This window comes from Mariniflexile jejuense, from assembly GCF_042675665.1.
Taxonomy (GTDB): domain Bacteria; phylum Bacteroidota; class Bacteroidia; order Flavobacteriales; family Flavobacteriaceae; genus Mariniflexile; species Mariniflexile jejuense.
Map to the genome: position 1 here is coordinate 125,007 of NZ_JBHTJI010000022.1, position 25,723 is coordinate 150,729.

A 25,723-nucleotide genomic window follows, 5' to 3' on the forward strand; every position below is an offset into this window, starting at 1 on the left:
ATTCCTGCCATACAGAATTTTATTCCCACTCGATGGTTGCTGGTGGTTTTGAACTAATATCGTAAACTACTCTATTAACGCCTTTAACTTTATTTATAATATCGTTTGATGTTTTTTGAAGGAATTCGTAAGGTAAATTCACCCAATCTGCAGTCATACCATCGGTACTTTCAACAGCACGAAGTGCCACACATTTTTCGTATGTACGTTCATCGCCCATAACACCAACGCTATTAACAGGTAAAAGCATTGCTCCTGCTTGCCAAACCTTGTCGTATAAACCCCATTCTTTTAATCCGTTAATAAAAATAGCATCAACCTCTTGTAGAATACGTACTTTTTCGGCAGTAATATCACCTAAAATACGAATACCTAAACCTGGTCCAGGAAATGGATGTCGCCCTAAAAGTTCTGGATCGATACCTAACGTAGCACCAACACGTCTTACTTCATCTTTAAAAATAGCGCGTAATGGTTCTACAATTTTAAGTTTCATAAAATCGGGCAAACCACCTACGTTATGATGACTTTTTATAGTAGCTGAAGGTCCGCCAGTAGCCGAAACACTTTCTATTACATCAGGATAAATAGTACCTTGTGCTAACCATTTTACATCGGTAAGTTTGTGAGCTTCATCATCAAAAACTTCAATAAATGCATTACCAATAGCTTTACGTTTTAATTCTGGATCTTCTAAACCTTTTAAAGCTGCTAGAAACCTTTCGGAAGCATCAACACCTTTAACATTGAGTCCCATACCTTCATATTGGTTAAGTACATTTTGGAATTCGTTTTTACGAAGCAAGCCGTTATTAACGAAAATGCAGTATAAATTTTTGCCAATAGCTTTATTTAAAAGAACAGCAGCAACGGTAGAATCTACACCGCCCGATAAGCCTAAAACCACTTTGTCGCTTCCTACTTTTTCTTGTATGGCCGCTACGGTTTCTTCAACAAAAGAATCTGGTGTCCAATCTTGATTTAAACCTGCAATGTCAACTAAAAAGTTTTGTAATAATTGTTTTCCATCTGTTGAATGGTATACTTCTGGATGAAATTGGATAGCATATGTTTCTTCACCGTCTATTCTATAGGCTGCATTTTTAACATCGTGCGTACTTGCTATTAAAACACCATTTATTGGAAGTTCTTTTATGGTATCGCTATGGCTCATCCATACTTGACTTCCTGTATGGATATAAGCTAAAAATGGTTCGTTGCTTTTTATGAATGATAAATTTGCACGTCCATATTCTCTGGTACTTGAAGGTGCTACATTACCTCCCGAAAAATGCGCTAAATATTGTGCACCGTAACATACTGCCAACAATGGCTTTTTTGTTCTAATTTCCGATAAATCTGGATGTAAAGCATCATCGCCTCTTACAGAATTTGGACTACCAGACAGTATTACTGCCTTATAGCTTTCTATTTCGGTTGGAATTTTGTTGAATGGATGTATTTCGGAGTAAATGTTGAGTTCTCTAACTCTACGGGCAATAAGCTGTGTGTATTGCGATCCGAAGTCTAAAATAAGTACCTTGTCATGTTGCATGCGCAAAAATAGTAATTGATTTTTGAATGACGAATTACGAATTGCGATTTTTTAATTAAATTTTACCGCATGGAATCTAAAATCAATTGGATGTCTTTTTTTGTAGTATCTGGGTTTATAAAACAAAAACGTGAAACCGTTTCAAAAGTATTACCAGTTTTCCACTTTGTTGGAGCTACCAATGCAAATCCTTTTTTATGATTTTCATAAGTCCAATGAGTATAATCATCAGGTTTCCAACCTATTCTTCTATATAAAACACACGATAAACTTGGTTCTCTAACAAGTTCAACATGCGGGTTTTCTTCAATTAATTTACCTGCTACTTTGGCTAATTTTAAACCTCGTTCTACAGCTTGTTTATAACGCTTTGTGCCATGCATAGCCAATGAAAACCATAATGGCAAACCTCGAACACGTCGTGTTAATTGAATTTGATAATCCGATGGATTAAAACCATGTGCACCTTCGTCTTTAAAAATATCAAGATAAGATCCTTCTTGTGCATGTGCTTTTTTTGCTAATTCAGGATTTTTATAAATAACCGAACCACAATCATATGGTGAAAATAGCCATTTGTGTGGATCAATTGTGATGCTATCAGCTTTTTCTATACCATTAAATAAATGCCGAACAGAATCTGCTGCTAAAGCACCACCACCATAAGCTGCATCTACATGAAACCATAAATGTTCGCTGTTACATACTTCGGCAATACCATCCAAATCGTCTATTATGCCAGCATTGGTAGTACCTCCTGTGGCAACTACAGCAAATAAGCGCTTGCGCTGTTGTGGTGATAACGTATTGATGGTGTTTTGTAAATCTATTCCTTTCAATTTATCTTCGGTATCAATAAGTAACACATCAACATCAATCACTTTTGCCATTGCCTTTATTGAAGAGTGTGCACCAATAGACGTTATAATTAGTCCCTTTTCATTATTAAAAGTAGCATTTTCTCGCCAATGTTCTCTAGCAGTTACCATAGCCGAAAGGTTTGCTGCTGTACCACCACTTGTAAATACGCCAAAAGCACCTTTAGGTAAGCCTGTTAACGACACGATCCATTTCATAGCTTCGTTTTCACAAAAAATACCTCCAGCACCTTCCATCCAATAAGCTCCATGAATGCTCGAAGCCGATGTTACTAAATCGAACATAATGGCTGCTCTTGTTGGAGATGCAGGCACAAATGCCAAATGCCGAGGATGGTCTATAGGAACATTAGCCTTCATTAAATGTTTTTTCCAAAGATTAAATGCTACTTCACCACCAATTCCTTTTTCTGTTATGGTTTCGCCTACTAATGCCTTGAGCTCTTCTTCGCTTTTAGGTTTTCCTATTTTATGTTTAGTTGATGAAAGTCTGTCTATGGCATACTTCATTATATCCATTGTCATTTCAACTAACGCGATATCAGCCTTATGCATTTTTTAAAAATTTAGTATTAAAAATTCTTTTCTTAATGGTTGCAGGCTATTGATGAGTTTCGGTATTAATTCATTGCCATATTCCAAATAAAATTCCGAAAAATTGGTGGTTCGTTCTTGTAAACTTCCGTTAGGAAATAAGTCATTTTGAATATCAATCATTCTAGAAACTTGGTCTGATAATTTACGCTTTTGCGCTTTAAGCAATCGCTTCTCTAAAGCCTCTAAACCCTTTATTTGTTTTACTTCTTGTGCTTTTACTGCGCCTAAAAACGATTTATCTGTTTGTTCTGCGAGTTTGTATAAGTTTTCAAACTGGAGTTTTATGACTGCTTTCTGTTCTGAAAAATCGATATCAATATTCGATATGTCGCGTACTTTTTTATTAATAAAACTGTTGCGTTTCAAAAAAATATCTTCTTTAGAAATATTTAAATTTTGAAGCTTTTTTGATTGACGTTCCGATTGAATTAACACCGAATTACGCAATAATAATACAGGAAAAGGCACTTTAACCGTATTAAAAAACTGTTTTAGTTGAAACCAATATGCCAATTCGCCACCGCCACCTATGTAGCATAAATTGGGTAAAATTACTTCTTGGTACAGCGGTCGCATAACAACATTTGGACTGAAATGTTCTGGATGCTCTAGTAACTCTTTTTGTATTTCGCGCTTACTCCAAGTTATGTTAGTATTTAATACTTTATAAATGGTGTCTTCAAAAACAATGCGTTCTCGTAAATTTTCTTTTAAATAAAATAAATTTATTTCACGCGGATTTACTTGAATACCGTAATTTGATAATTTGTTGATTTGTTGATTTGTTGCTGATACATTTTTGAAAGCTGTTTGATTTAATAATTCATCTTCCATAAATGGAATAAATTGGGTTTTTAAATCAAAATCATTTCCATCAATAATTACTAAACCATAGTTTTTAAACAATTCGTTAGCTAAAAAACGGGTTGCATCAGTTAAATTATCATGACTTAAATAAGCGTCTTTAAACAGCTTTTTTAAATATTCGGCATTTTTTGTATTGCCAATTTCCAAAGAAAACAAATTAAAAACGGCCTCTAAACCTTGGGTTGTTAATTCGCCAACAGCACCATTTGCGTCTTTATTCCAATGTACTTTCTTGCCTTTAAAATTAAAATAATTTATTTCTTCAAAATCGTGGTCTTCGGTAGCCATCCAATAAATTGGCACAAAATTATAATCGGGATAGTGTTCCTTTAATTGATTTGAAAGATTGATAGTAGAAACTATCTTGTATAAAAAATATAATGGTCCAGTAAATAAATTTAATTGATGCCCAGTAGTAATTGTAAAGGTATTTGTTGACTTTAAACTTTCAATATTTTTTAAACTAGCTTCAGAGGTTTCAATGTTTTGATATTGTTTTTTTAAACTTTCTGCTAAAACTATTCTAGACTGTATTTGAAAAGACAACTGCTTTTCCTCAATCTGTGCTTTAAAATTTTCAAGCTTTGGAAATTGGTTGTAAAAGGCTTGTAGTTCTGGTTTTTCATCTAAATAATCACAAATAAGCGACGAAAAATAACCTGTTTGTTTAAATGAAATACAATCGGTTGGCATATTAAAAATTAAGTTTAAAGTGTAAATATACAGCTATTCTAATTTTAGAAATCCAAAAAAATAGTTAAGAGTTTTGTTTGAATCTATTTAAAGAAACTTTGTAACTTGGTTAAGTTGCTAAAATTTAGATTTAAACAAAAAAAATTAATTGCTTAACCAAACAACACAAAATAGCAATTGAAAATGTTAACATTTTCACACATCAAAAACACAAACAATTAAAAAACAGATATTTAAAACAATAAATACTATTTTTTTCGTATCTTAATGGGTCACTAAACTAAACCTCAATAAGTCATGAAAAAGAAACGCTTTTTATATATTTTGTGCCTACTGTTGCTATTTGGCATACAAGGTATGTATGCACAAAAGCCTGCTTCATATATTGAAGTTAAAGGAAAAATTATAGATGAAAACTCTAAAGATGCATTGGTATTTGCTGATATTGTTTTAAAAGACACAAATATAAGTACCATTACAAATTCAGATGGTGAATTTGTTTTAAAAGTGCCAGATTCTTTAACTTCAAAATCGATACGTTTTTCGCATTTAGGGTATCAAAAAAAGGAAATGAAAATTTCCGAATTGCTTTCAAATTCAAAAGTAACATTAAAACCTGCTCTTACAGAATTAACTGCTATTGAAATTAAAACCTTTAAAAATGCGGAAGCACTATTGAAAGAAACTTTAAAAAACAGAAGTGTTTATAATAGCAATGGCACTTTAATGACCGCCTTTTATAGAGAAACCATAAAAAAACGAAGAAGAAATGCATCACTTTCTGAAGCTGTTGTACAAATACACAAACAGCCTTATAGTAATTTTAAAAATGACGATATCGAACTTATTAAAGCTAGAAAAAGTACCGATTATTCAAGATTAGATACACTTGCCGTAAAGCTTCAAGGCGGACCATTTAGTAACCTTTACACCGATATTATTAAGTATCCCGAGTTTATTTTTACAAATCAAGAAATTCCTTTGTACGACTTCTCTTTTAGCGAATCAACTCAAATTAACGATAAATTAGTTTATGTTATAAATTTCAAACAAAAACCAGGTGTAGCACAGCCAATGTATTATGGCAAACTGTATATTGATGCCGAAACTTTAGCTTTAACAAACGCCGTTTACAGACTTAATGTTGAAAACCGAGAACTATCAAGCCAAATGTATGTACGCAAAAAACCCAGACAGGTTGATGTTTACCCAACCGAAGCAACGTACCGAGTTAATTACCGTACACAAAATGGCAAATGGCACTATGCATACAGTAATATTTTATTAACATTTAAGGTAAACTGGAAAGGTAAATTATTTAATAGCACATACACCTTAAACAGTGAAATGGCAATTACAGATTGGAGTATTAATAATACCAAACTTGCCAAAGTAAAAGATAATTTGCTAAAACCAACAACCATTTTAGCCGATGAAACTTCGGGATTTAAAGACCCTGCTTTTTGGGGTGAATACAATATTATTGAACCTGAAAAGTCTATAGAATCTGCAATAGAAAAAATAAAAAAACAATTAAAACGAACCTAAAAATAATTAATCTACAATTTGAATTGTGTGAACATTTTTTAATTAATTTTACATACTAACTTTTCTTATTGTGATAGACTTTCTGTTAACCAGTGATGCTATAATGGCATTACTAACCTTAACCTTTTTAGAAATTATTTTAGGTATAGATAATATCGTTTTTATATCTATAGCAGCCAATAAATTACCAGAAAACCAACAAGCTAAAGCCACTACTATTGGTTTGCTTTTAGCTATGGTTCAGCGCATTATACTGCTGTTTTTTGTTACATTTTTAATAGGTTTGAAAGAACCATTTTACACTATCCAACTTTCATGGTTGCACATAGCTATTAGTTGGCAAGCCATTATTTTATTTTGTGGTGGTTTATTTTTAATTTACAAAAGCACTTCAGAAATTCATGAAAAAGTAGAACTACCAAACCATGATGAAAATGCTTTAAAAGAAAAAAAAATAAAAAGTTTATCGCAGGCCATTATTCAAATTATGTTGATTGATTTTATATTTTCAATCGATTCTATTTTAACAGCTGTTGGCATGACCAACGGATTGCATCCAAACCATAATTACAACTTAATGTTAATGATAATTGCTGTAGTTATTTCCATTGGCGTTATGATAGGTTTTGCAAACCCTATACGAAGATTTATAAATGAACACCCTAGTATGCAATTACTAGGTTTAGCGTTTTTAATATTAATTGGGTTTATGCTAATTACTGAAGCAGCACACCTATCGCATACCAAACTTTTTGGTAATGAAGTTGGCGCCATACCAAAAGGATATTTATATTTTGCTATTGCTTTTTCGTTATTTGTAGAATTTTTAAACTTTAGAATTCAGAAGAAACAAAAAAAATAAAGTAAGGCTTTCTGTAATATGAATGATTCTTTTTTTTAAGCTTTATTTAAAGTGAAGGTAATTACTGTTTACTATTTGAAGTTTCTCTAACAGTGTCTTTTGTTAAGGCGTTGTATATATATTCAGGCATCTTTTTCTTGATTTTTTGCATCTCATTTTTAAAATGTTGGGATAAAAATTCTTTTTCCTTATCATTCAAATTTTCAAGAATTCCTATTTGACCATAAAAACTAATGTTTTCATCTTTTTTATGAACCAAAACTATTAAAGGGTATCCATTACTAGACTCATACATTGGAAATCTGGCATCTAACTCAAATAAGTTGATGTTTTTTTCAATTCCTTTTATGGGAACAGGTCGATCTAAAAAATATGAAAAACTAACATCTTTAATTCTTTGACTATCAAAAGGGTTTTTGTTTGAGCCTACGTAATTAATAATACCTTGTACTTCATAAAAATCCAATTCATTATAATCAGAGAATTTTTTTTCAGACTCACAATTTAAAAAGACTATAGTACTTAAAATAAAAATTATTTCTTTTTTCAAAGGATTATTTAAATTTCAACAATTAATAATTTCTATTCCCTTTATAAATACGGTATAAATAGTAAGCTATAATTATCGGTCTCATATAACCGTCAGTTACGGGTTAAATTAGCGATTATTTTCGGTTTGGCACTGAATTTAGCAATTCCGAGTGGATTCGGACGTAGTCGAATCCGCCGTAATTGCGGTTATACATTGTTGTAAGCCGTTTTTAGTCGGTCTAACTGATTTACATGTAAGTACAAATGCTTGAAATTTTGATTGAATTTTAACTAAATAGTTTTTTAATCCAATTGGAATTCTTGTTTTCGTAAACAGATTTGTGCCTGCTAAACCTTTCAATCCAACCGTCTTCTGTAAAAATTTCTCCATGTAAACCGTCAGACAGCTCTGCTACATTTTCGCCATCCATAAAAACTTTGAGTCCACTATCTAAATCGTTACTCTCCTGAATTGCGAAGAGAAAATCATGCATAGAGTTCTCTAGGACCTTTTCCAAAACGTCCGCAACAACTTGTTTTTCTTCTTGAGTTAATTTTGAAAGTTTGGCATGTAACTCTTTTGATTCTTTACTTCTCCATTTACCATTAATAAGTCCTTGGAACAAGTCGATTTGTCTATCTCTCAACTTTTCTACTATCAATTTTCCAAATTTGTCTAATATATCACTCATTGGGTTCAGGTTTTTTTAAATGGCTTACAACGTTTGGGCTATGGTTTCGTTGCGGAATCGTCCGCACGGACTATTCCCCGAGACCAAGCGTTCATTGCAAGATAAGAATTTCCGGCAGGAAATTCCGCCGCAATGAATTATAGCCGTTGTTGTAGGTAGTTTTTATTTATAGATTAAAACAATAGAAATCAAAATACTAAGAAAAAAGGACAAAAGACAAAAATTAAAAGCTTTCATTGTCAGTTTGTATTTCCGATTAAGTTTAAGAGGTTCAATTTCCTTAAATTCTTTTTTGTTATTAAAAACACTCCATCCCGAAATCACATCTCCCTTTAAAACAGAGTAGTTTAGTACATTTTTTTCAAAAATATCAGGTCTTTCTTGTTTTAGCATATTGCTGAATGAATAAAATTGTTTTTGGTAAATAACGGCAAATACAGGAAATCCGAAAATCATGAAAAATACTGGTCCGTAATTATCCAACTCATCACTTCCAAAAAATGTCCATATAATTCCGATTATTAAAATCAAATAAAAATAAATAGTAATAATCTTTTCAGTTTTTGTGTCAGTTATCATTTTCTCAAATTACCTACAACGTTTATGTATAAGGAAAGTTGCGTGTTTGTGTGCGAGGATTTTCCGTAGGAAAATCAGAGTGACCAAATACGCACTAACCTTTTGATTTAGGATTAAACTTACGCATTATTTTTATACTTTGTTGTGCAACGTATTTTAAATTTGCGTTTCAATAATTACGGGTAAGTCAAATCGTCCATTTTTTAGGTTTCCTTTTTCGTCTTGTAAATCAAAGTCTAATTCCAACTTGTCAATAATCCTCTTAAATTCCGTTTTCAATAAATCGTTGTCCGTTCTCACAAGTGTTTTAGTCAATTTGCCTTTCGAGTCAAACCAAAACGAATACCAAATACGATACTTTTTATTAGTTGTCAGTTTTTCAATAATATCGTAATTCAGTTCTTTTCTTATTTTTTTTAATATTTCTTGTTTTGAGCATTCTTTTTTTTCTTTCCAATTGGAATTATCCTTGCATAAATCAGTTATTACACTTAATTCAATAAATTCAGATTTTTTTGGAATGCTATCATTTTCAGTTTGTCCAAAACCTTGAATGAAAATGAATAAAATCAATATTTTGAGCGTTTTTTTCATATGTTGCACAACGTGTTTATATATGGTTTGTTGCGTGGTTTAAGCACTAAAGTTAGTAAATAAAAACTGACGAAGAAAATCCGCGAGGATTTTCGTAAGTAAGCAAAAAGCCAGCAATAAATTATATATGTTGTTGTGTGTAGTTTTTTAACATCCAGGACAACTTATAACCATTGGTTCAATTATTTCAATCAATTCAGGTTTCTTTGGTTTTTTGGGTAGTTCCCATCCATTTTTTTCAGACCAATATTTTTTTCTTTTTTCAATATTTTCAATCCTTTTTTTAGCTTCGTGTTTCCAAAAGGAATTAGGATAATCTTTTATTAAAAACTCATAATCTGATATTATTTGATTCGGTGAGTTTTTCAATTCAGATAAGATTATTTTTTCGTAAATTTTAAATGGTTTTATAAATTCAATATTCACAGAATTCAAACTATCCAATAATATTTTATTCTGATTTTCAATATTAGAAATTCGGTTTTCCAAATCTTTCAATTTTTCAGAATCATTACAAGAAGTAAAAAGTAGAATAGAAATTATAATCACAAAAATATTTTTCATTTTCATTTCGTTTTTTTAATTACACACAACAATAATATAACAACAATAACTCTAAACATATTGGTGAATTTTTAAAATAATTTGGTTTGCCCTTTTTCGTCTAAATTATCATCTTCAGCATTATTACTAACGTTGTTTGTAGTGTTTTGCGAGTTTTCTGTTTCAATTTCTTCAGTTATAGCTTCTTCATCAACTACATCCAAATCATCGGCATGTACTTCTTCGGGTGCTTCGTATGGTAGTGGTTCTAATAAACTAATTTGGTTTACTTTCTCTTTAGTTAATTGATTTCCTAATGCTGTAATACCTTTAATTGCTATAAATTCTTCTAAATTTACTATCAAATTATCTTTACGTTCTTTACCGCGTTCTTTAGTAAATTCTATTTCAGCCATAGGAATCCAATCGGTTGAAACAATTTCTAAATGCGATTTTTCATGATTGGTAATAAAACATTCTTCTTTATTTTCGTTTTCTATTAAAAAGCGTTTTACAAAGTATTTTTCTTTTTCACCATCAAAATAAATGGCAGAAATTGGTTTTTTAGGCAACCATTTTTCCATCACAATCATATCACTTTCAAAGTGTGCAGTAACTTCTGGTATAATGGTTTTTGCAACACCTTTTTGATTGATAATTAAAATACGGTCTTCACCTCTAAACTCACCCAAAAGTTCACCTCTACCATCAACATTTAAGCGTTGTACGGTATCATCAAACCAAATTTTTCGAGGTTTTAAGGTTGAAATGCCTTTCTCCTTAAGTTCTACTTTTTTAACAGGATATTTGGTAACTAAATTTCCTTTTGAGTTTCTACCTTTTATTAAAATATCGGCAAAATCAATATCCCATTTTAGCTTTTTAATACTACCAGCTTGACGCAGTAAAATGGTAACAACTTCGGCTTCACCATTTGGGTTTGCCGAAAAATATAAGGTTGTTGAGCCTTTACTTCCATTAGTTAAATCGTATTCTTTATCGCGTGTAATACTGGTTACTGCAAAACGTTTAATGTAGGATGGTCCACTTTTTCCATCACGATAAATCATGTTGTAAATAGTACGATTATCCTTTTTATCAAAAACCTCAACACGAATAATATCTTTACCAATAAAGGTTTTTGCATCAACTTTTGTTATCATCATTTTACCTTCGCGGGTAAAAACAATAATATCGTCTATATCGCTACAATCGCAAACATATTCATCTTTTTTAAGCGATGTACCAACAAAACCTTCTTCCCTATTAACGTATAGTTTGGTGTTTCTAATAACTACTTTGGTAGCATCTACATCATCAAACGTGCGAATTTCTGTTTTGCGCTCGCGTCCTGCACCATAGTCTTTTTTTAGTCTGGTAAAATATGCTATCGCATAATCTATTAAGTTTGCTAAATGATGTTTTATTTCGGCTATTTGATCTTCTAAAGCATCAATTTTTTGCTGTGCTTTATCAATATCAAATTTTGAAATACGTTTGATGCGAATTTCAGTTAATCGCTCAATATCTTCAACGGTAATAGCGCGTTTTAAATGCTGAATATGTGGTTTTAAACCTTTATCAATGGCATTAATTACACCTTCCCAGGTTTCTTCTTCTTCAATATCACGATAAATTCTATTTTCAATAAAAATGCGTTCTAATGAGGCAAAATGCCATTGTTCTTCAAATTCATCAAGCTTAATTTCTAAATCGCTTTTTAAAAGTTGAACGGTGTTATCGGTTGAACGACGCAACATTTCGGTTACACCAATAAACAACGGTTTATTATCTTCAATAACGCAACCTAAAGGTGAAATAGACGATTCGCAACTGGTGAAGGCATACAAGGCATCAATGGTTTTATCGGGTGATAAACCTGATGGTAAATGCACAAGTATTTCAACTTCGGCAGCCGTATTATCTTCAATCTTTTTAATTTTGATTTTACCTTTATCATTAGCTTTTAGAATAGAATCTATAAGTGATGATGTGGTAGTTCCAAAAGGTATTTCGGTAATTACAAGTGTTGTTTTATCTATTTGTGAAATTTTTGCACGAATACGTACACGACCACCACGTAAACCGTCGTTGTAATTTGAAAAATCGGCGATACCAGCGGTTGGAAAATCGGGTAAAATAGTAAAAAGTTTGCCTTGTAAATGCTTTATGGAAGCATCAATAAGTTCAATAAAATTATGCGGTAATATTTTTGTTGATAGACCAACGGCAATACCTTCGCCACCTTGCGCCAACAACAACGGAAACATAACTGGTAAATTAGTAGGTTCTTTTCTGCGCCCATCGTAGCTAGCTTGCCATTCGGTTATTTTAGGGTTGTAAACAACATCCAATGCGAATTTTGACAAACGCGCTTCTATGTAACGTGATGCTGCTGCACTATCGCCTGTTAAAATATTTCCCCAGTTTCCTTGGGTATCAATTAGTAAATCTTTCTGACCAATTTGTACCATAGCATCGGCTATACTAGCATCACCATGCGGATGGTATTGCATGGTATGACCAACAATGTTTGCTACTTTGTTGTACCGTCCATCATCTAAATCTTTCATAGAGTGCATAATACGGCGTTGTACGGGTTTAAAACCGTCTTCAATAGCAGGTACAGCACGTTCTAATATAACGTACGATGCGTAATCTAAAAACCAATCTTTAAACATGCCCGTTACACGGGTTATGGTTTCTTTTGGCTCGTCTTGACCGTTAATTAAATCGTTATCGTCTTCAATCATTAATTACCTTATTTCTTTTTGAATTTTGTTGAAACTTTTTGTGTTCTTTTTTTGTTTTTTAATAAATGCTCATTACTTGCAGGTGCTACCAAATAATCATAGTTTCTCTTCACTTTTTTTCCTTTTTTATAAAGCATAATGTATTAATTTTATTCATTAAACTCCTGTAAAACAGGTACTTTTTTTAGTTTTAATTTACTTGTTACATTGTTACATCTAAGAGACTCCTGTTTTAACAGGTACTTGGTCGTCTTCTTTAATGATGTCCAATTCTACTTTTAAATTGTCTATAATAAATTCTTGTCTGGTTGGTGTATTTTTTCCCATATAGAACTCTAAAAGTTCTTCTATGGACATATTTTCATCTAACATTACGGGGTCTAAGCGAATGTTATCTCCTATAAAATGTTTAAACTCATCTGGCGAAATTTCACCTAATCCTTTAAATCGGGTAATTTCTGGTTTAGGTTTTAATTTTTCTATAGCATTAATACGTTCTTCTTCGGTGTAACAATAAATGGTTTCCTTTTTATTTCTTACACGAAACAGTGGTGTTTGTAAAATGTATAAATGCCCTTCTTTTATAACTTCTGGAAAAAACTGTAAAAAGAATGTTATTAATAACAAGCGAATATGCATTCCATCTACATCGGCATCGGTAGCAATTACCACGTTGTTATAACGCAAATCTTCTAATGATTCTTCTATGTTTAAAGCAGCTTGCAATAGGTTAAACTCTTCATTTTCATAAACAATTTTCTTGCTTAAACCGTAGCAATTTAAAGGTTTTCCTTTTAAGCTGAAAACAGCCTGCGTATTCACATCGCGTGATTTTGTAATACTTCCTGATGCTGAATCTCCCTCGGTAATAAATAAGGTTGATTCTAAACTTCTATCGTTTTTTGTATCGCCAAAATGCACACGGCAATCGCGCAGTTTTTTATTATGAAGACTTGCTGATTTTGCACGGTCTTTAGCTAATTTACGTATACCTGAAAGTTCTTTACGCTCGCGTTCGGCTTGCAGAATTTTGCGCTGGATTTTATCAGCTGTTTCTGGATTTTTGTGTAAATAGTTATCTAAATAGGTTTTTAAAAAGTCGTTTATGTAGGTTCTTACGGTTGGTAAATCGCCACCCATATCGGTAGATCCTAATTTTGTTTTGGTTTGACTTTCAAAAACAGGTTCCATAACTTTTATGGCTACAGCACAAACAACCGATTTTCTAACATCGGAAGCATCATAATTTTTTCCATAAAACTCACGTATGGTTTTTACATAGGCTTCTCTAAACGCATTTAGATGCGTTCCACCTTGTGTTGTGTTTTGCCCGTTTACAAAGGAATGGTATTCCTCACTATATTGTGTTTTACTATGTGTAATGGCAACTTCAATATCATCACCTCGCAAATGAATAATTGGGTATGCACGATCACCTTCATTGATATTTTCTGATAATAAATCTTTAAGTCCATGCTCGCTAAAATACTTTTCACCATTAAAAACAATGGTTAAACCTGGGTTTAAATACACATAGTTTTTAAGCATTTTAACGATATACTCGTTTCTAAATTTGTAGTTTTTAAAAATAGTATCGTCTGGTACAAAAGATACTTTTGTGCCTTTTCTGCGTGTTGTATCATCAAGTAAATCTTGGTTAATTAGATTTCCTTGTTCAAACTCTGCGGAAGCGGATTTATTATCGCGATTAGATTCTACCCTAAAAAATGACGATAATGCGTTTACCGCTTTGGTACCAACACCATTAAGTCCGACCGATTTTTTAAACGCTTTAGAATCGTATTTTCCACCAGTATTCATTTTAGAAACTACATCAACCACTTTTCCTAATGGAATACCACGACCGTAATCGCGCACTGTAACTTTATTGCCTTGAATAGAAATCTCGATGGTTTTTCCAGCACCCATAACATACTCGTCTATAGAGTTGTCTAAAACCTCTTTTAGCAAAATGTATATACCATCATCTGGTGAAGAACCATCACCAAGCTTACCAATATACATCCCTGGTCGCATTCTTATATGCTCTTTCCAGTCTAGTGAACGTATATTGTCTTCGGTATAATTGGTAAGTTCTGCCATAAATTTGAGTAAAATTTCGTGATTGGTTGCTAATATAATACAACGCCATAAAAAATGAAACTGCCAATACACAAAGTAATTAACAATATAAAAATGTTTTTGTTGAGAACCTTAAATTAGGCGTTTGAATCTTTTTTTAAGGACACCAACAAAATACCAAAAATCACTACCAAAGCACCAAATAATTGCAATAAAGTAAGTAGTTCATTTAAGAAAATAGCTGCTAAAATAATGGTTGAAATTGGGCCAAAACCAGCAATAACTGCAAAATTTGAAGAACTAATTCGGTTTATTGATTCTGATACCAAATAGGATGGAATAACAGTAGCAAAAATAGCTATTAAAAAGCCTAGTACATAAACTTCCCATTGTAAACTAAAAATATTAATTTTTGAAAATATTCCAAAATGAATAAATACACAAACACACGAAATAAGCATGGCATACGATGTGAATTTAACCACACCAAATTTTGGAATTAACCAACCACTTCCAACCAAATAGGATGCATAGGTTATGGCACAAAGCAAAATAAAAAAGCCGCCTAAATAGGTGTCTTTACCAGAAATAGCTACTTCGCCCCAAAATGTAATTACAATGCCTAAATAGGTTAAAAATATGGCAATAGCCTGTGTTTGTGTTATGGGCTTTTTTAAAAATAACTTATTAAAAATGATAATAATTGTAGGATATAAGAACAATATAATACGCTCTAAACTTGCTTTTATATATACCAAACCAACAAAATCAAAATAACTAGAAAGATAATAACCTACTATTCCAAAAAAAGCTAACCACAAATAATCATTTTTTACAACAATTTCAGGATTGGATTTTCTACTATAAATAATAGCAATAACAATATAAAAAGGAAACGAAAACAACATGCGCAAAAACAAAACACTTAAAGCATCAACCTGATACTTATAAGCTAGTTTTACCATAACCGCTTTTGATGAAAATAGTACAATACCTAATATACCTAGTAAAATACCAGAAATGAATTTCTTTTTATCTTGCATTAGGTAAATGTATGGTATGCTTATGTTATACTTAAAAAGTGAATAGGCAAAATTACAATGTTCAACTAAAAAAATTAAACAGCCTCTGCTTTTTCTTTCAAAAACTTATTTCTTGTTTCTAGCAAATTTTTTATATATTTTTTTAAAAACAAGGCATTGGCAAATTTTCCAAAAATACCATAAGGCGATTCAAAATAAAAAACATCAATCATTTCTGTTTTGTTGTCGCGTTCCCGAAAAAGATGCTCATGTCGTAATGTTTTAAAGGCTCCTGATACCATTTCATCTACAAAATATTTAGATGGTTCAAATTCTGTAATTTTTGAAGTTAAATGCTGCACAAATCCAAAGTGTTTGGCTTCCCATGTAACAGTTTCGCCTAATTCAATTAAGCCAGTAGTTTTTCCATCAATAGCAATTTCACCTGAATGTTTTAATGATTCTTGATGAACATCAATATTACGAGCTAAATCAAAACACGATTTAACATCCGCATTAATAAGGGTTTTTGTTTTAATAAGAGGCATTTTAAGTAGGTCTTTTTTGAGGTAATTACATTACAATATCAAACCAAAAATACAAACTTACTTACAAATACAAAATTCTTGTAGGCTTTTTTGAAAGAAAAAAACTATTTTTTGCTTTTCATCGATGTTTTAAAGGTAAAATTTATTAGTGCAAAATTACACGTTAAACAAGAAATGCATGATATCACCATCCTTTACAACGTAATTTTTACCTTCAACACGCATTTTGCCGGCTTCTTTTACTTTTGCTTCACTTCCAAAAGCCACATAATCATCGTATGCTATAACTTCTGCTCTAATAAAACCTTTTTCAAAATCGGTATGAATAACGCCTGCAGCTTGTGGTCCTGTGGCGCCTATATCGATTGTCCAAGCACGTACTTCTTTTACACCTGCAGTAAAATAGGTTTGCTGATTTAATAATTTATATGCGCCTCTAATTAGTTTTGCAGAACCTGCTTCTTCTAAACCTATATCTTGAAGAAAAAGTTGGCGTTCTTCATAATCATCCAATTCATTAATATCAGCTTCTGTAGCGACTGCTAAAAATAATACTTCGGCTTTTTCATCTTTTACAGCTTCTTTTACTAAATCTACATACTTATTTCCAGAAACTGCCGATGCTTCGTCTACATTACAAACATACATCACTGGTTTTTCAGTAATAAACTGCGATGGCTTTACAAAATCATTATAATCATCTTCTGTAAATTCTAAAGCACGTACTGAAATTCCTGCTTCTAAAGATGTCTTTATTTTTAATAAAACAGCTTCTTCTTTTTGCGCGTCTTTATTACCTGTTTTTGCTGCTCGTTTTACTTTTTCTAGTTTTTTATCAACCGTTTCAAGGTCTTTAAGTTGTAATTCCATATCGATAGTTTCCTTATCTCGAATAGGGTTTACATTACCATCAACATGCACAATATTATCATTATCAAAGCAACGCAATACGTGTAAAATAGCATCTGTTTCACGAATGTTTGCTAAAAACTGGTTTCCTAAACCTTCGCCTTTACTTGCTCCTTTTACCAAACCTGCAATATCAACAATCTCTACCGTAGCAGGTTGAACACGTACTGGCTTTACCAATTCTTCTAACGTTTCTAAACGTTTATCTGGCACATTTACTACACCTATATTAGGTTCTATGGTACAAAACGGAAAGTTTGCACTTTGTGCTTTAGCGTTTGATAAACAATTAAATAAAGTCGATTTTCCTACGTTTGGTAATCCTACAATGCCTGCTTTCATTTATAATAATATTAAATAATAAATACACTAACCAATACTTTGGTTTTTGCGAGTGCAAATATAGACTATAAATACTAGTTTTTTATAATTTTTATAAACTCAAAACTTTTAAATTTTTGACATAAAAATTACAGGTTTATTAAAAAATAATCAACATTTTTATTATGTACGCATAGCTTTTGATAAAATATTAACATATTTTAGCAGTAACTAATCCAAAAACAATACATATGAAATTCATTTATTTAACAATGCTACTTTTTTTTAGCATTAATTTATCCCAATCGCAAACAGTGAAAGGTGTTGTTTCAGATGCTTCTGGAACGCCTATTGCTGGTGCTAACGTGGTTGTAAAAGGAACAACTACTGGTGTTATTTCAGATATTGATGGAAAATACACAATAACAGTTAGCCCAACAGGTACGTTAGTTTTTAGTTATGTAGGTTACAATGCAACAACTGTTAGTGTAAAAAATCAAACCATAATTAATGTAACCTTACAAGATGGTGTTAGTCTTGATGAAGTAGTTTTAGTTGGTTCTCGTAGCCCAAAAAGAACTGCTGTTGATACAGCTGTTGCTATTGACGTTATTGATGTTGCCGATGTTACAACCCAAGTTGGTAAAGTTGAAATTAATGAAATGCTGCAATATGCTGCTCCATCGTTCAATGCCAATAAGCAAACTGGTTCTGATGGTGCCGACCATGTTGACCCTGCATCCTTACGTGGTTTAGGTCCAGACCAAACACTGGTTTTAATTAATGGAAAGCGCAGACACCAATCGTCTTTAATAAATATTTTTGGCACAAGAGGTCGTGGTAATACAGGTACCGATTTAAACGCAATTCCTGCTTCATCTATCAAACGCATTGAAATTTTAAGAGATGGTGCTTCAGCGCAATATGGGTCAGATGCAATTGCTGGTGTAATTAATATTGTTTTAAAAGATAATGTAGACAAACTTACTGGAAGTGTAAGTTATGGTGCATACAGTACAAACGCAGATGTAAACACAAGTGATTTTGGTGAATATGGCGCTTGGAATACCGACGGCTATCGTTTAGACACTAAAAAAGATGGTAACGCTATTGGTAAAGACCAAAACTTTGATGGTGGTTCTGTAAAAGTAACTGCTAACTACGGTTTTGAAATTGGCGAAGGTGGTTTTGCTAACTTTACTACCGAATATTTAAGCAAAAACAAAACACTACGTCCGGCATTCGATTTTAGAAAAGGTTTTGGTGAAGCTGCTATTGATGGCTTTAATTTCTTTGGAAATTTAGCTATTCCGGTATCAGACAAAACTGAATTTTATGCTTTTGGAGGCAGAAATTACAGAGATACCGATGCGTATGCTTTTACCAGAAATGATGGTGTTCGTGTGGTAGAATCTATTTATCCAAACGGTTTCACACCAAGAATTACATCTATAATTGTTGATAATTCACTAGCTGCGGGTATGAGAACTGAAACTGCTTCAGGGTGGAAAATAGATATTAGTAATACCTTCGGAAAAAATGATTTTCATTATTTCATTAAAGGAACATTAAACGCCTCTTTAGAAGACACATCGCCAACCGATTTTGATGCTGGCGGACATAGTTTAAGTCAAAACACCATAAATTTCGATTTTTCTAAATATTATGATGATGTTTTAAATGGTATGAACTTAGCATTTGGTGCAGAATATAGAACCGAACAATTTATTATTTATTCAGGTGAAGAAGGCTCGTATGGAACATATACTGAAAATGGCATTCTTATCACCGATCCTGAAAACCAAACACAAGCTGAAGACGATTTAGGTAATCCACGTCCTGGTGGTTCTCAAGGGTTTCCAGATTACAGTCCTGCAAATGAAGTAAACAGAAGCAGAAGCAACTTGTCGCTTTATGCTGATGCCGAGTTTGATTTAACAGAAACATTCCTATTAAGTTCTGCTGTACGTTTTGAAAATTTTAGCGATTTTGGAAGTACCTTAAATGGAAAGTTAGCAGCACGTTTAAAAGCATCCGATAATTTTAATATTCGTGGATCGTTAAGCACTGGTTTTAGAGCGCCTTCGTTAGCTCAAATATATTATAATTTAAAATTTACAAACTTTGTTGGTGGGCAAGCCTTAGAATCGCTTTTGTCTCCTAACAACAGTCCTGTAACAGCTTCTTTTGGTATTGGACCGTTAAAAGAAGAAAAAGCATTTAATGCTGCTCTTGGTTTTACAAGTTCGTTTGGCGATTTTACAGCTACCGTTGATGGGTATTTCATAAAAGTGAAAGATAGAATTGTACTAACTGGAAATTTTGATGCGCCTCAAATTGAAAATGTGGAAGCTGCTCAATTTTTTGCTAATGGTGCCGACACAAAAACTACAGGTCTAGATATTATTTTAGCTTATAAAACGCAACTAGCTGATGATAGTTCTATTGGTGCTACCTTTTTAGGAAACTTTAATGATATGAAAATAGATAAAGTAAAAAATGGTGCTTTAGATGAACAAACCTTTTTTGGTGAACGCGATAAAGCTTTTTTACTAACATCTGCTCCTAAAAGCAAAATGAGTTTAAATTTAAACTATAACAAAAACTGGTTTGATGCCGCTTTAACATTTACCAGATTTAGCGAAGTAGCCTTGTTAGATTATCAAATGTATGAAGACACTGCAGATTATGGCACTTTTGCACAACAAATTGCTGCTGCAACGGATACTTATGGTTCTAAAATAGTAACCGACTTAAATTTAGGTTTTAAATTAAGTGAAAGTTTAAAACTTAATGTTGGTAGTAATAACCTTTTTAATATTTACCCAGACCAACAAGATGATTGGACTGAAGCAGGTGGTTATTGGGATTCTGTACAAATGGGCTTTAGTGGCGCTTATTACTACGCTAAACTTAGTTAGATTATCAAATGTATGAAGACACTGCAGATTATGGCACTTTTGCACAACAAATTGCTGCTGCAACGGATACTTATGGTTCTAAAATAGTAACCGACTTAAATTTAGGTTTTAAATTAAGTGAAAGTTTAAAACTTAATGTTGGTAGTAATAACCTTTTTAATATTTACCCAGACCAACAAGATGATTGGACTGAAGCAGGTGGTTATTGGGATTCTGTACAAATGGGCTTTAGTGGCGCTTATTACTACGCTAAACTTAATTACCAATTCTAATTTGTAAATAATATTTAAAAAAAAGCCTTGTAATTAACGTATTTACAAGGCTTTTTTAGTTGATAGTAGTGTGGTTATTATTCATCATAAGTTTTCAAATTATTTTTCTTTTGCTTCTATACACAAATTATAAGCTATGGGCGTGCTATCAGCAAATTAGTATTTAAGGTATTTAAACAGGTTCAAGCAAATATACTAGTTTGGCGCGTGCTAGTACATAACCCCATAGTTACGCCGTAGCAAAGGCGTAGATAAGGTTACCTAATGTTAAAATTACTAAAACGCCAAAAATGTACAGATTTTACAAATATTCCAAAAAGCAATAAAAATTACAGTATTGCCACCGTACATTTAAAGCATAAAAAAATCCCAAGCAAACACTCAGGATTCATTAGTAATTGTTATTTGTCAATTATCAACTGTAATTGATTATTATTCTGGGTGCATAAAACGTTGTTTAGCCAATAATGCTTCTTCAGTTTCAACATGGTCATCATCTGGCACACAACAATCTACAGGACAAACGGCAGCACATTGTGGTTCATCATGGAAACCTTTACATTCGGTACATTTATCTGGTACAATATAGTAGTATTCATCACTTACAGGTTCTTGTGCTTCATCGGCATCAACCTCAGTTCCGTTTGTTAAAACAACAGTACCTGTTAAACTAGTACCATCTTTATAGCGCCAATCATCTGCACCTTCATATATTGCTGTATTTGGGCACTCGGGTTCGCAAGCACCACAATTTATACATTCGTCTGTTATAATAATTGCCATAGCGTTTTTTCTTTTTAACTTTGTCGGGCAAAAATAACGCCAAAACAATTCAAAACCAAATTAAGCATGCATTTAGACCAAAGAATTAACGCATTTGTGAAATTAGGAGATTTTTTAAGTCAATTTTCTAATGAAGTTATTCAAAAAAAGGATAATATTGAACACAATGAGTTATTTTTTGATGGTTTTAAGCATCAAATAAAATTAGCTGAAGAACATAATGGCTGGTTTACATTAGAAAACATTAAGTTCGCAATTTCAGGTTGGGTTAATGCATTAACCGAAGCTAACCTAAGCAAATGGCTTAAACCCTATAATTTACAAATCAATCAACCTAAAAAAGTAGCTATTATTATGGCGGGAAATATTCCGTTGGTTGGTTTTCACGATTTTTTATCGGTGTTAATTACAGGACACAAAGTATTAGTTAAGCAATCATCAAACGACCAGCAACTACTACCCTATTTAGCTAAGTATTTAGAATATATTGAACCCGAGTTTAAAGGAAAAATAACCTTTACTAATGAAAAATTAGAAAATTTTGATGCCGTTATAGCCACTGGAAGCAATAATACGGCACGCTATTTTGAATATTATTTTAAAGGAAAACCTTCAATTATAAGAAATAATAGAAACTCGGTAGCCGTTTTAACAGGTACAGAAACTGAAACAGATTTTAAAAACCTTTCGGAAGATATTTTTAGATATTACGGTTTGGGTTGTAGAAACGTATCAAAATTATTTGTACCTAAAAATTACAATTTTGATGCCTTTTTTAATGGCATGTACCACTGGCATCCCATTATTGATAAAGCCAAATACGCCAACAACTATGATTATAATAAAGCTGTTTATTTAATGAGCGAATTTGATATGCTTGAAAATGGTTTTTTAATGATTAAAGAAGACCAAAGTTATGCTTCGCCTATTGCCACCGTTTTTTATGAATATTATGATGATGCTGAGCAACTTCAGCAAAAATTAGAAGCTGATAAAAACCAAATTCAATGCATAGTTTCTAAAGGATTTACAAAAAACGAAATTGCATTTGGAGCTACACAAAAACCATATCTTTGGGATTATGCGGATAGTGTCGATTCTGTTGAATTTTTGTTAGCAATTTGACGAAAAAATTATTGAATTTTTAGCAGTATTTTTCTAATTAATTAGCAACTTTGCATCTTTAAATTCTACAACACAAATGAAGAAACACAACTTTAGTGCAGGACCTAGTATATTACCACAAGAAGTAATCCTTAAATCCTCTCAAGCAGTCCTTGATTTTAACAACGAAGGACTATCTATTTTAGAAATATCTCATAGAAGTAAAGGTTTTATTGATGTCATGGAGCAAGCCAGAGCATTAGTTTTAGAACTTATGGGATTAGAAGGCAAAGGTTACAAAGCATTATTTTTACAAGGTGGTGCAAGTACACAATTTTTAATGGTTGCCATGAATCTTTTAGAAAAAAGAGCTGGCTATTTAAATACAGGTGCTTGGAGTGCAAAAGCTATAAAAGAAGCTAAAAAATTAGACGATATTTACGAAGTAGCATCTTCTAAAGAAGCAAACTTTAACTATATTCCAAAAGTGTATGATATCCCTGAAGATTATGATTATTTTCACTGTACATCCAACAATACCATTTTTGGAACACAAATGAAATCATTCCCTAATTCGCCAATTCCTATGGTTTGCGATATGAGTAGTGATATTTTTTCTCGCGAGTTAGATTTTTCACAATTTAGCTTAATATACGCTGGTGCTCAAAAAAATATGGGACCTGCAGGAACTACGCTTGTTGTTATTAAAGAAGATATTTTAGGAAAAGTATCTCGCAACATTCCTTCAATTATGGATTATAAAATTCATATTGAAAATGGCAGTATGTACAATACACCTCCAGTATTTTCAGTTTACACATCTATGCTAACATTAGAGTGGATTAAAAGTTTAGGCGGCATCAAAGCTGTTGAAGCTCTTAATGAGAAAAAAGCACAAGTAATGTATTCTGAAATTGATTTAAACCCATTATTCAAAGGTTTTGCAGCAAAAGAAGACCGTTCGTTAATGAATGCTACGTTTACTTTAGAAAATGAAAATTTAAAAGAAACGTTTGAAACCATGCTTAAAGAAGCTGGTATTAGTGGCGTAAACGGACACAGAAGTGTTGGTGGTTATAGAGCTTCTATGTACAACGCATTACCTATTGAAAGTGTAAAAGCACTTGTAGAAGTAATGAGCGAATTAGAAAGTAAGGCATAAAACGAAACGTCATTCCGAACAAAGTGAAGGAATCTCTTCAAAAGATTGCCGCGTCCTACGTCCTCGCAATGACCAAAAAAAATAAAAAATTAATTACAAGTTAAATTATTAATGGTTCACAGAACTTTTAACTTTTAACTTTTAACTTTTAACTAAAAAAATGAAAGTATTAGCAAACGACGGTATTTCTCAAACTGGAAAAGAAGCACTTGAACAAGGCGGTTTTGAGGTAATTACCACAACAGTTGCACAAGAGCAATTGGCAAATTACATTAACGAAAAACAAATTGATGTTCTATTAGTACGTAGTGCTACAACAGTACGTAAAGATTTAATTGATGCCTGCCCAAGTATTAAAATTGTAGGTCGTGGTGGTGTTGGTATGGATAATATTGATGTTGATTATGTGAAAAGCAAAGGCGTTCATGTAATTAATACACCTGCATCTTCATCACATTCTGTTGCCGAATTAGTGTTTGGTCACTTTTACGGATTAGCACGTTTTTTACATAACTCAAACAGAGATATGCCATTAGAAGGTGATGCTAACTTCGGAAAACTTAAAAAAGCCTACGCTAAAGGTGTTGAGCTTAAAGGAAAAACTTTAGGTGTTTTAGGTTTTGGACGTATAGGACAAGCCACTGCAAAAGTAGCTTTAGGTGCTGGTATGAAAGTTATTGCTTTCGACCCATTTATGGAAAAAGCGAATTTAGAATTAGAATTTTTTGATGGTCAAAAAGTGAATTTTGAAATTAAAACCATTTCTAAAGAAGACGTTTTAAAACAAGCCGATTTTATTACATTACACGTTCCTGCACAAAAAGAATATGTTATTGGTGCTCCAGAATTTGAAATGATGAAAAAAGGCGTATTTATTGCAAATGCAGCGCGTGGTGGTGTAGTTGATGAAGCAGCTTTAGTTACTGCTATTGAAAGCGGAAAAGTAGCTGGTGCAGCTTTAGACGTTTTTGAAAATGAACCAAAACCAGAAATTCAATTATTAATGAACTCAGGCTTATCGTTAACACCTCATACTGGTGCTGCAACTAACGAAGCCCAAGATAGAATTGGTACTGAATTAGCTGAACAAATAATAAGTATTTTAAAATAGGAAACAATAAAAAATTGTGACCTAATTGATTTAATAGAGTCCTAACTTATAGTTGGGACTTTTTTTGTACCTTCATCTTTTATAATTATAATCATTAAATCATAAATAATACTATGTCAGGAATTTTAGACTTATTAAACAGTGACCTTGGTAAAACCATTGTTAACGGTGTTTCAAACCAAACCAACCAACCAGCAAACAAAACACAAGATGTTTTAACTATGGCATTACCTGTATTAATGGCAGCCATGAAACGAAATGCCGCTACACCTCAAGGTGCAGAAGGCTTGCTTGGTGCTTTAAATAGTGGTAAACACGATGGCAGTATTTTAGATAATCTTGGTGGCTTGTTTAATGGTGGTGTAGACACCAATGTTTTAGATGACGGAAGCAAAATTTTAGGGCATGTTTTAGGTGGTAAACAACAAAATGTACAAAATGCTATCAGTCAAAAATCTGGTATCGATGCAGGTTCGGTTGCTCAAATTTTAAAAGTAGCTGCTCCTATTTTAATGGGTGTTTTGGGTAACAAAGCAAAACAACAAAATGTTAATAGTGCCAGTGGTCTTGAAGGGTTATTAGGCGGCTTATTAAGTGGTAGTTCTGCTAAAAATGAACAAAGCTTTTTAGAATCTATTTTAGATGCCGATGGTGATGGTAGTATTATTGATGATGTAGCAGGCATGGTTTTAGGCGGTAATAAAAAGAAAGGCGGACTTGGTGGTTTACTAGGTGGTCTTTTTGGAGGTAAATAACAGAGCTTCAAACATAAAATTAAAAACGTTAAACTTACATG

23 protein-coding genes are annotated in these 25,723 nt (G+C 32.4%); 8 read left to right on the forward strand and 15 right to left on the reverse strand.

Annotated features, from left to right (window positions below):
• Window positions 1–19 precede the first annotated feature (19 nt).
• The 3 genes from guaA to bshC form a co-directional block, all read right to left on the reverse strand.
• Window positions 20–1,555, reverse strand: a complete 1,536-nt coding sequence (gene guaA / locus ACFQ1R_RS12255) for a glutamine-hydrolyzing GMP synthase (protein WP_379926523.1) — start codon at window positions 1,553–1,555, stop codon at window positions 20–22.
• Between the two features lie 62 nt (window positions 1,556–1,617).
• A complete protein-coding gene (locus ACFQ1R_RS12260) occupies window positions 1,618–2,988 on the reverse strand; it encodes a pyridoxal phosphate-dependent decarboxylase family protein (protein ID WP_379926524.1) in 1,371 nt (456 codons plus the stop codon).
• A 3-nt stretch (window positions 2,989–2,991) separates the two neighbouring features.
• Window positions 2,992–4,590 (reverse strand): bacillithiol biosynthesis cysteine-adding enzyme BshC, encoded by a 1,599-nt coding sequence (gene bshC / locus ACFQ1R_RS12265; protein ID WP_379926525.1) that lies wholly within the window; start codon window positions 4,588–4,590, stop codon window positions 2,992–2,994.
• Between the two features lie 297 nt (window positions 4,591–4,887).
• Between bshC and ACFQ1R_RS12270 the strand changes: the two genes are divergently transcribed.
• Window positions 4,888–6,138: a carboxypeptidase-like regulatory domain-containing protein gene (locus ACFQ1R_RS12270; protein WP_379926526.1), complete on the forward strand. Its 1,251-nt coding sequence runs from the start codon at window positions 4,888–4,890 to the stop codon at window positions 6,136–6,138.
• 70 nt (window positions 6,139–6,208) lie between these two features.
• Window positions 6,209–7,000 carry a TerC family protein gene (locus ACFQ1R_RS12275; RefSeq protein ID WP_379926528.1) on the forward strand — a complete coding sequence of 264 codons (792 nt, stop codon included), beginning with the start codon at window positions 6,209–6,211 and terminating at the stop codon, window positions 6,998–7,000.
• 61 nt (window positions 7,001–7,061) lie between these two features.
• On the opposite strand, the gene ACFQ1R_RS12280 is transcribed toward ACFQ1R_RS12275, so the two are convergent.
• The 11 genes from ACFQ1R_RS12280 to ychF all read right to left on the reverse strand — a co-directional run bounded on the left by ACFQ1R_RS12280 (window position 7,062) and on the right by ychF (window position 17,595).
• Entirely contained in the window at window positions 7,062–7,550 is a 489-nt protein-coding gene (locus ACFQ1R_RS12280) for a hypothetical protein (RefSeq protein WP_379926529.1), read from the reverse strand.
• A 268-nt stretch (window positions 7,551–7,818) separates the two neighbouring features.
• Entirely contained in the window at window positions 7,819–8,223 is a 405-nt protein-coding gene (locus ACFQ1R_RS12285) for a hypothetical protein (protein WP_379926530.1), read from the reverse strand.
• Between the two features lie 162 nt (window positions 8,224–8,385).
• Complete coding sequence (locus ACFQ1R_RS12290; RefSeq protein WP_379926531.1) at window positions 8,386–8,802, reverse strand: hypothetical protein; 417 nt, start codon at window positions 8,800–8,802, stop codon at window positions 8,386–8,388.
• Window positions 8,803–8,958: 156 nt separating this feature from the next.
• Window positions 8,959–9,396, reverse strand: coding sequence for a hypothetical protein (locus ACFQ1R_RS12295; RefSeq protein ID WP_379926532.1), 438 nt, complete (start codon window positions 9,394–9,396; stop codon window positions 8,959–8,961).
• A gap of 147 nt (window positions 9,397–9,543) precedes the next feature.
• Window positions 9,544–9,960, reverse strand: coding sequence for a hypothetical protein (locus tag ACFQ1R_RS12300; RefSeq protein ID WP_379926533.1), 417 nt, complete (start codon window positions 9,958–9,960; stop codon window positions 9,544–9,546).
• 71 nt (window positions 9,961–10,031) lie between these two features.
• On the reverse strand, window positions 10,032–12,692 hold the full coding sequence (locus tag ACFQ1R_RS12305; protein WP_379926534.1) for a DNA gyrase/topoisomerase IV subunit A: 2,661 nt from the start codon (window positions 12,690–12,692) through the stop codon (window positions 10,032–10,034).
• An 8-nt stretch (window positions 12,693–12,700) separates the two neighbouring features.
• On the reverse strand, window positions 12,701–12,829 hold the full coding sequence (locus ACFQ1R_RS12310) for a hypothetical protein (protein WP_379926535.1): 129 nt from the start codon (window positions 12,827–12,829) through the stop codon (window positions 12,701–12,703).
• 79 nt (window positions 12,830–12,908) lie between these two features.
• Window positions 12,909–14,795, reverse strand: coding sequence for a DNA topoisomerase IV subunit B (locus tag ACFQ1R_RS12315; protein WP_379926536.1), 1,887 nt, complete (start codon window positions 14,793–14,795; stop codon window positions 12,909–12,911).
• 116 nt (window positions 14,796–14,911) lie between these two features.
• Window positions 14,912–15,817, reverse strand: coding sequence for a DMT family transporter (locus ACFQ1R_RS12320; RefSeq protein WP_379926537.1), 906 nt, complete (start codon window positions 15,815–15,817; stop codon window positions 14,912–14,914).
• A gap of 74 nt (window positions 15,818–15,891) precedes the next feature.
• Window positions 15,892–16,344 carry an SRPBCC family protein gene (locus ACFQ1R_RS12325; protein ID WP_379926538.1) on the reverse strand — a complete coding sequence of 151 codons (453 nt, stop codon included), beginning with the start codon at window positions 16,342–16,344 and terminating at the stop codon, window positions 15,892–15,894.
• A 156-nt stretch (window positions 16,345–16,500) separates the two neighbouring features.
• Entirely contained in the window at window positions 16,501–17,595 is a 1,095-nt protein-coding gene (ychF, locus tag ACFQ1R_RS12330) for a redox-regulated ATPase YchF (protein ID WP_379926539.1), read from the reverse strand.
• A 230-nt stretch (window positions 17,596–17,825) separates the two neighbouring features.
• Between ychF and ACFQ1R_RS12335 the strand changes: the two genes are divergently transcribed.
• Together ACFQ1R_RS12335 and ACFQ1R_RS12340 are read left to right on the forward strand one after the other, a co-directional pair.
• Entirely contained in the window at window positions 17,826–20,495 is a 2,670-nt protein-coding gene (locus ACFQ1R_RS12335; RefSeq protein WP_379926540.1) for a TonB-dependent receptor, read from the forward strand.
• A gap of 8 nt (window positions 20,496–20,503) precedes the next feature.
• Window positions 20,504–20,767, forward strand: coding sequence for a hypothetical protein (locus ACFQ1R_RS12340; RefSeq protein ID WP_379926541.1), 264 nt, complete (start codon window positions 20,504–20,506; stop codon window positions 20,765–20,767).
• Between the two features lie 432 nt (window positions 20,768–21,199).
• On the opposite strand, the gene ACFQ1R_RS12345 is transcribed toward ACFQ1R_RS12340, so the two are convergent.
• On the reverse strand, window positions 21,200–21,550 hold the full coding sequence (locus ACFQ1R_RS12345) for a 4Fe-4S dicluster domain-containing protein (RefSeq protein WP_379926542.1): 351 nt from the start codon (window positions 21,548–21,550) through the stop codon (window positions 21,200–21,202).
• Window positions 21,551–21,616: 66 nt separating this feature from the next.
• Between ACFQ1R_RS12345 and ACFQ1R_RS12350 the strand changes: the two genes are divergently transcribed.
• From ACFQ1R_RS12350 to ACFQ1R_RS12365, 4 genes are all read left to right on the forward strand, one after another.
• Window positions 21,617–22,675: an acyl-CoA reductase gene (locus ACFQ1R_RS12350; protein ID WP_379926544.1), complete on the forward strand. Its 1,059-nt coding sequence runs from the start codon at window positions 21,617–21,619 to the stop codon at window positions 22,673–22,675.
• A gap of 76 nt (window positions 22,676–22,751) precedes the next feature.
• The gene (serC, locus tag ACFQ1R_RS12355; RefSeq protein WP_379926545.1) at window positions 22,752–23,816 is read left to right on the forward strand and encodes a 3-phosphoserine/phosphohydroxythreonine transaminase; all 1,065 of its coding nucleotides are present in this window, start codon (window positions 22,752–22,754) and stop codon (window positions 23,814–23,816) included.
• A gap of 160 nt (window positions 23,817–23,976) precedes the next feature.
• On the forward strand, window positions 23,977–24,927 hold the full coding sequence (locus tag ACFQ1R_RS12360; RefSeq protein WP_379926546.1) for a D-2-hydroxyacid dehydrogenase: 951 nt from the start codon (window positions 23,977–23,979) through the stop codon (window positions 24,925–24,927).
• Window positions 24,928–25,040: 113 nt separating this feature from the next.
• A complete protein-coding gene (locus ACFQ1R_RS12365; RefSeq protein ID WP_379926547.1) occupies window positions 25,041–25,682 on the forward strand; it encodes a DUF937 domain-containing protein in 642 nt (213 codons plus the stop codon).
• The last annotated feature ends 41 nt before the right edge of the window (window positions 25,683–25,723 follow it).

What these genes read in the sequence shown, in the direction of transcription:
- ACFQ1R_RS12305 (WP_379926534.1), bottom strand. Translation starts at nt 12,692, where the DNA reads ATGATTGAAGACGATAACGATTTAATTAACGGTCAAGACGAGCCAAAA.
- ACFQ1R_RS12270 (WP_379926526.1), top strand. Translation starts at nt 4,888, where the DNA reads ATGAAAAAGAAACGCTTTTTATATATTTTGTGCCTACTGTTGCTATTT.
- ACFQ1R_RS12320 (WP_379926537.1), bottom strand. Translation starts at nt 15,817, where the DNA reads ATGCAAGATAAAAAGAAATTCATTTCTGGTATTTTACTAGGTATATTA.
- guaA (WP_379926523.1), bottom strand. Translation starts at nt 1,555, where the DNA reads ATGCAACATGACAAGGTACTTATTTTAGACTTCGGATCGCAATACACA.
- ACFQ1R_RS12325 (WP_379926538.1), bottom strand. Translation starts at nt 16,344, where the DNA reads ATGCCTCTTATTAAAACAAAAACCCTTATTAATGCGGATGTTAAATCG.
- ACFQ1R_RS12260 (WP_379926524.1), bottom strand. Translation starts at nt 2,988, where the DNA reads ATGCATAAGGCTGATATCGCGTTAGTTGAAATGACAATGGATATAATG.
- ACFQ1R_RS12300 (WP_379926533.1), bottom strand. Translation starts at nt 9,960, where the DNA reads ATGAAAAATATTTTTGTGATTATAATTTCTATTCTACTTTTTACTTCT.
- ACFQ1R_RS12345 (WP_379926542.1), bottom strand. Translation starts at nt 21,550, where the DNA reads ATGGCAATTATTATAACAGACGAATGTATAAATTGTGGTGCTTGCGAA.
- serC (WP_379926545.1), top strand. Translation starts at nt 22,752, where the DNA reads ATGAAGAAACACAACTTTAGTGCAGGACCTAGTATATTACCACAAGAA.
- ACFQ1R_RS12315 (WP_379926536.1), bottom strand. Translation starts at nt 14,795, where the DNA reads ATGGCAGAACTTACCAATTATACCGAAGACAATATACGTTCACTAGAC.
- ACFQ1R_RS12335 (WP_379926540.1), top strand. Translation starts at nt 17,826, where the DNA reads ATGAAATTCATTTATTTAACAATGCTACTTTTTTTTAGCATTAATTTA.
- ACFQ1R_RS12290 (WP_379926531.1), bottom strand. Translation starts at nt 8,802, where the DNA reads ATGATAACTGACACAAAAACTGAAAAGATTATTACTATTTATTTTTAT.
- ACFQ1R_RS12340 (WP_379926541.1), top strand. Translation starts at nt 20,504, where the DNA reads ATGTATGAAGACACTGCAGATTATGGCACTTTTGCACAACAAATTGCT.
- ACFQ1R_RS12365 (WP_379926547.1), top strand. Translation starts at nt 25,041, where the DNA reads ATGTCAGGAATTTTAGACTTATTAAACAGTGACCTTGGTAAAACCATT.
- ACFQ1R_RS12285 (WP_379926530.1), bottom strand. Translation starts at nt 8,223, where the DNA reads ATGAGTGATATATTAGACAAATTTGGAAAATTGATAGTAGAAAAGTTG.
- ACFQ1R_RS12310 (WP_379926535.1), bottom strand. Translation starts at nt 12,829, where the DNA reads ATGCTTTATAAAAAAGGAAAAAAAGTGAAGAGAAACTATGATTATTTG.
- ACFQ1R_RS12295 (WP_379926532.1), bottom strand. Translation starts at nt 9,396, where the DNA reads ATGAAAAAAACGCTCAAAATATTGATTTTATTCATTTTCATTCAAGGT.
- ychF (WP_379926539.1), bottom strand. Translation starts at nt 17,595, where the DNA reads ATGAAAGCAGGCATTGTAGGATTACCAAACGTAGGAAAATCGACTTTA.
- ACFQ1R_RS12350 (WP_379926544.1), top strand. Translation starts at nt 21,617, where the DNA reads ATGCATTTAGACCAAAGAATTAACGCATTTGTGAAATTAGGAGATTTT.
- ACFQ1R_RS12360 (WP_379926546.1), top strand. Translation starts at nt 23,977, where the DNA reads ATGAAAGTATTAGCAAACGACGGTATTTCTCAAACTGGAAAAGAAGCA.
- bshC (WP_379926525.1), bottom strand. Translation starts at nt 4,590, where the DNA reads ATGCCAACCGATTGTATTTCATTTAAACAAACAGGTTATTTTTCGTCG.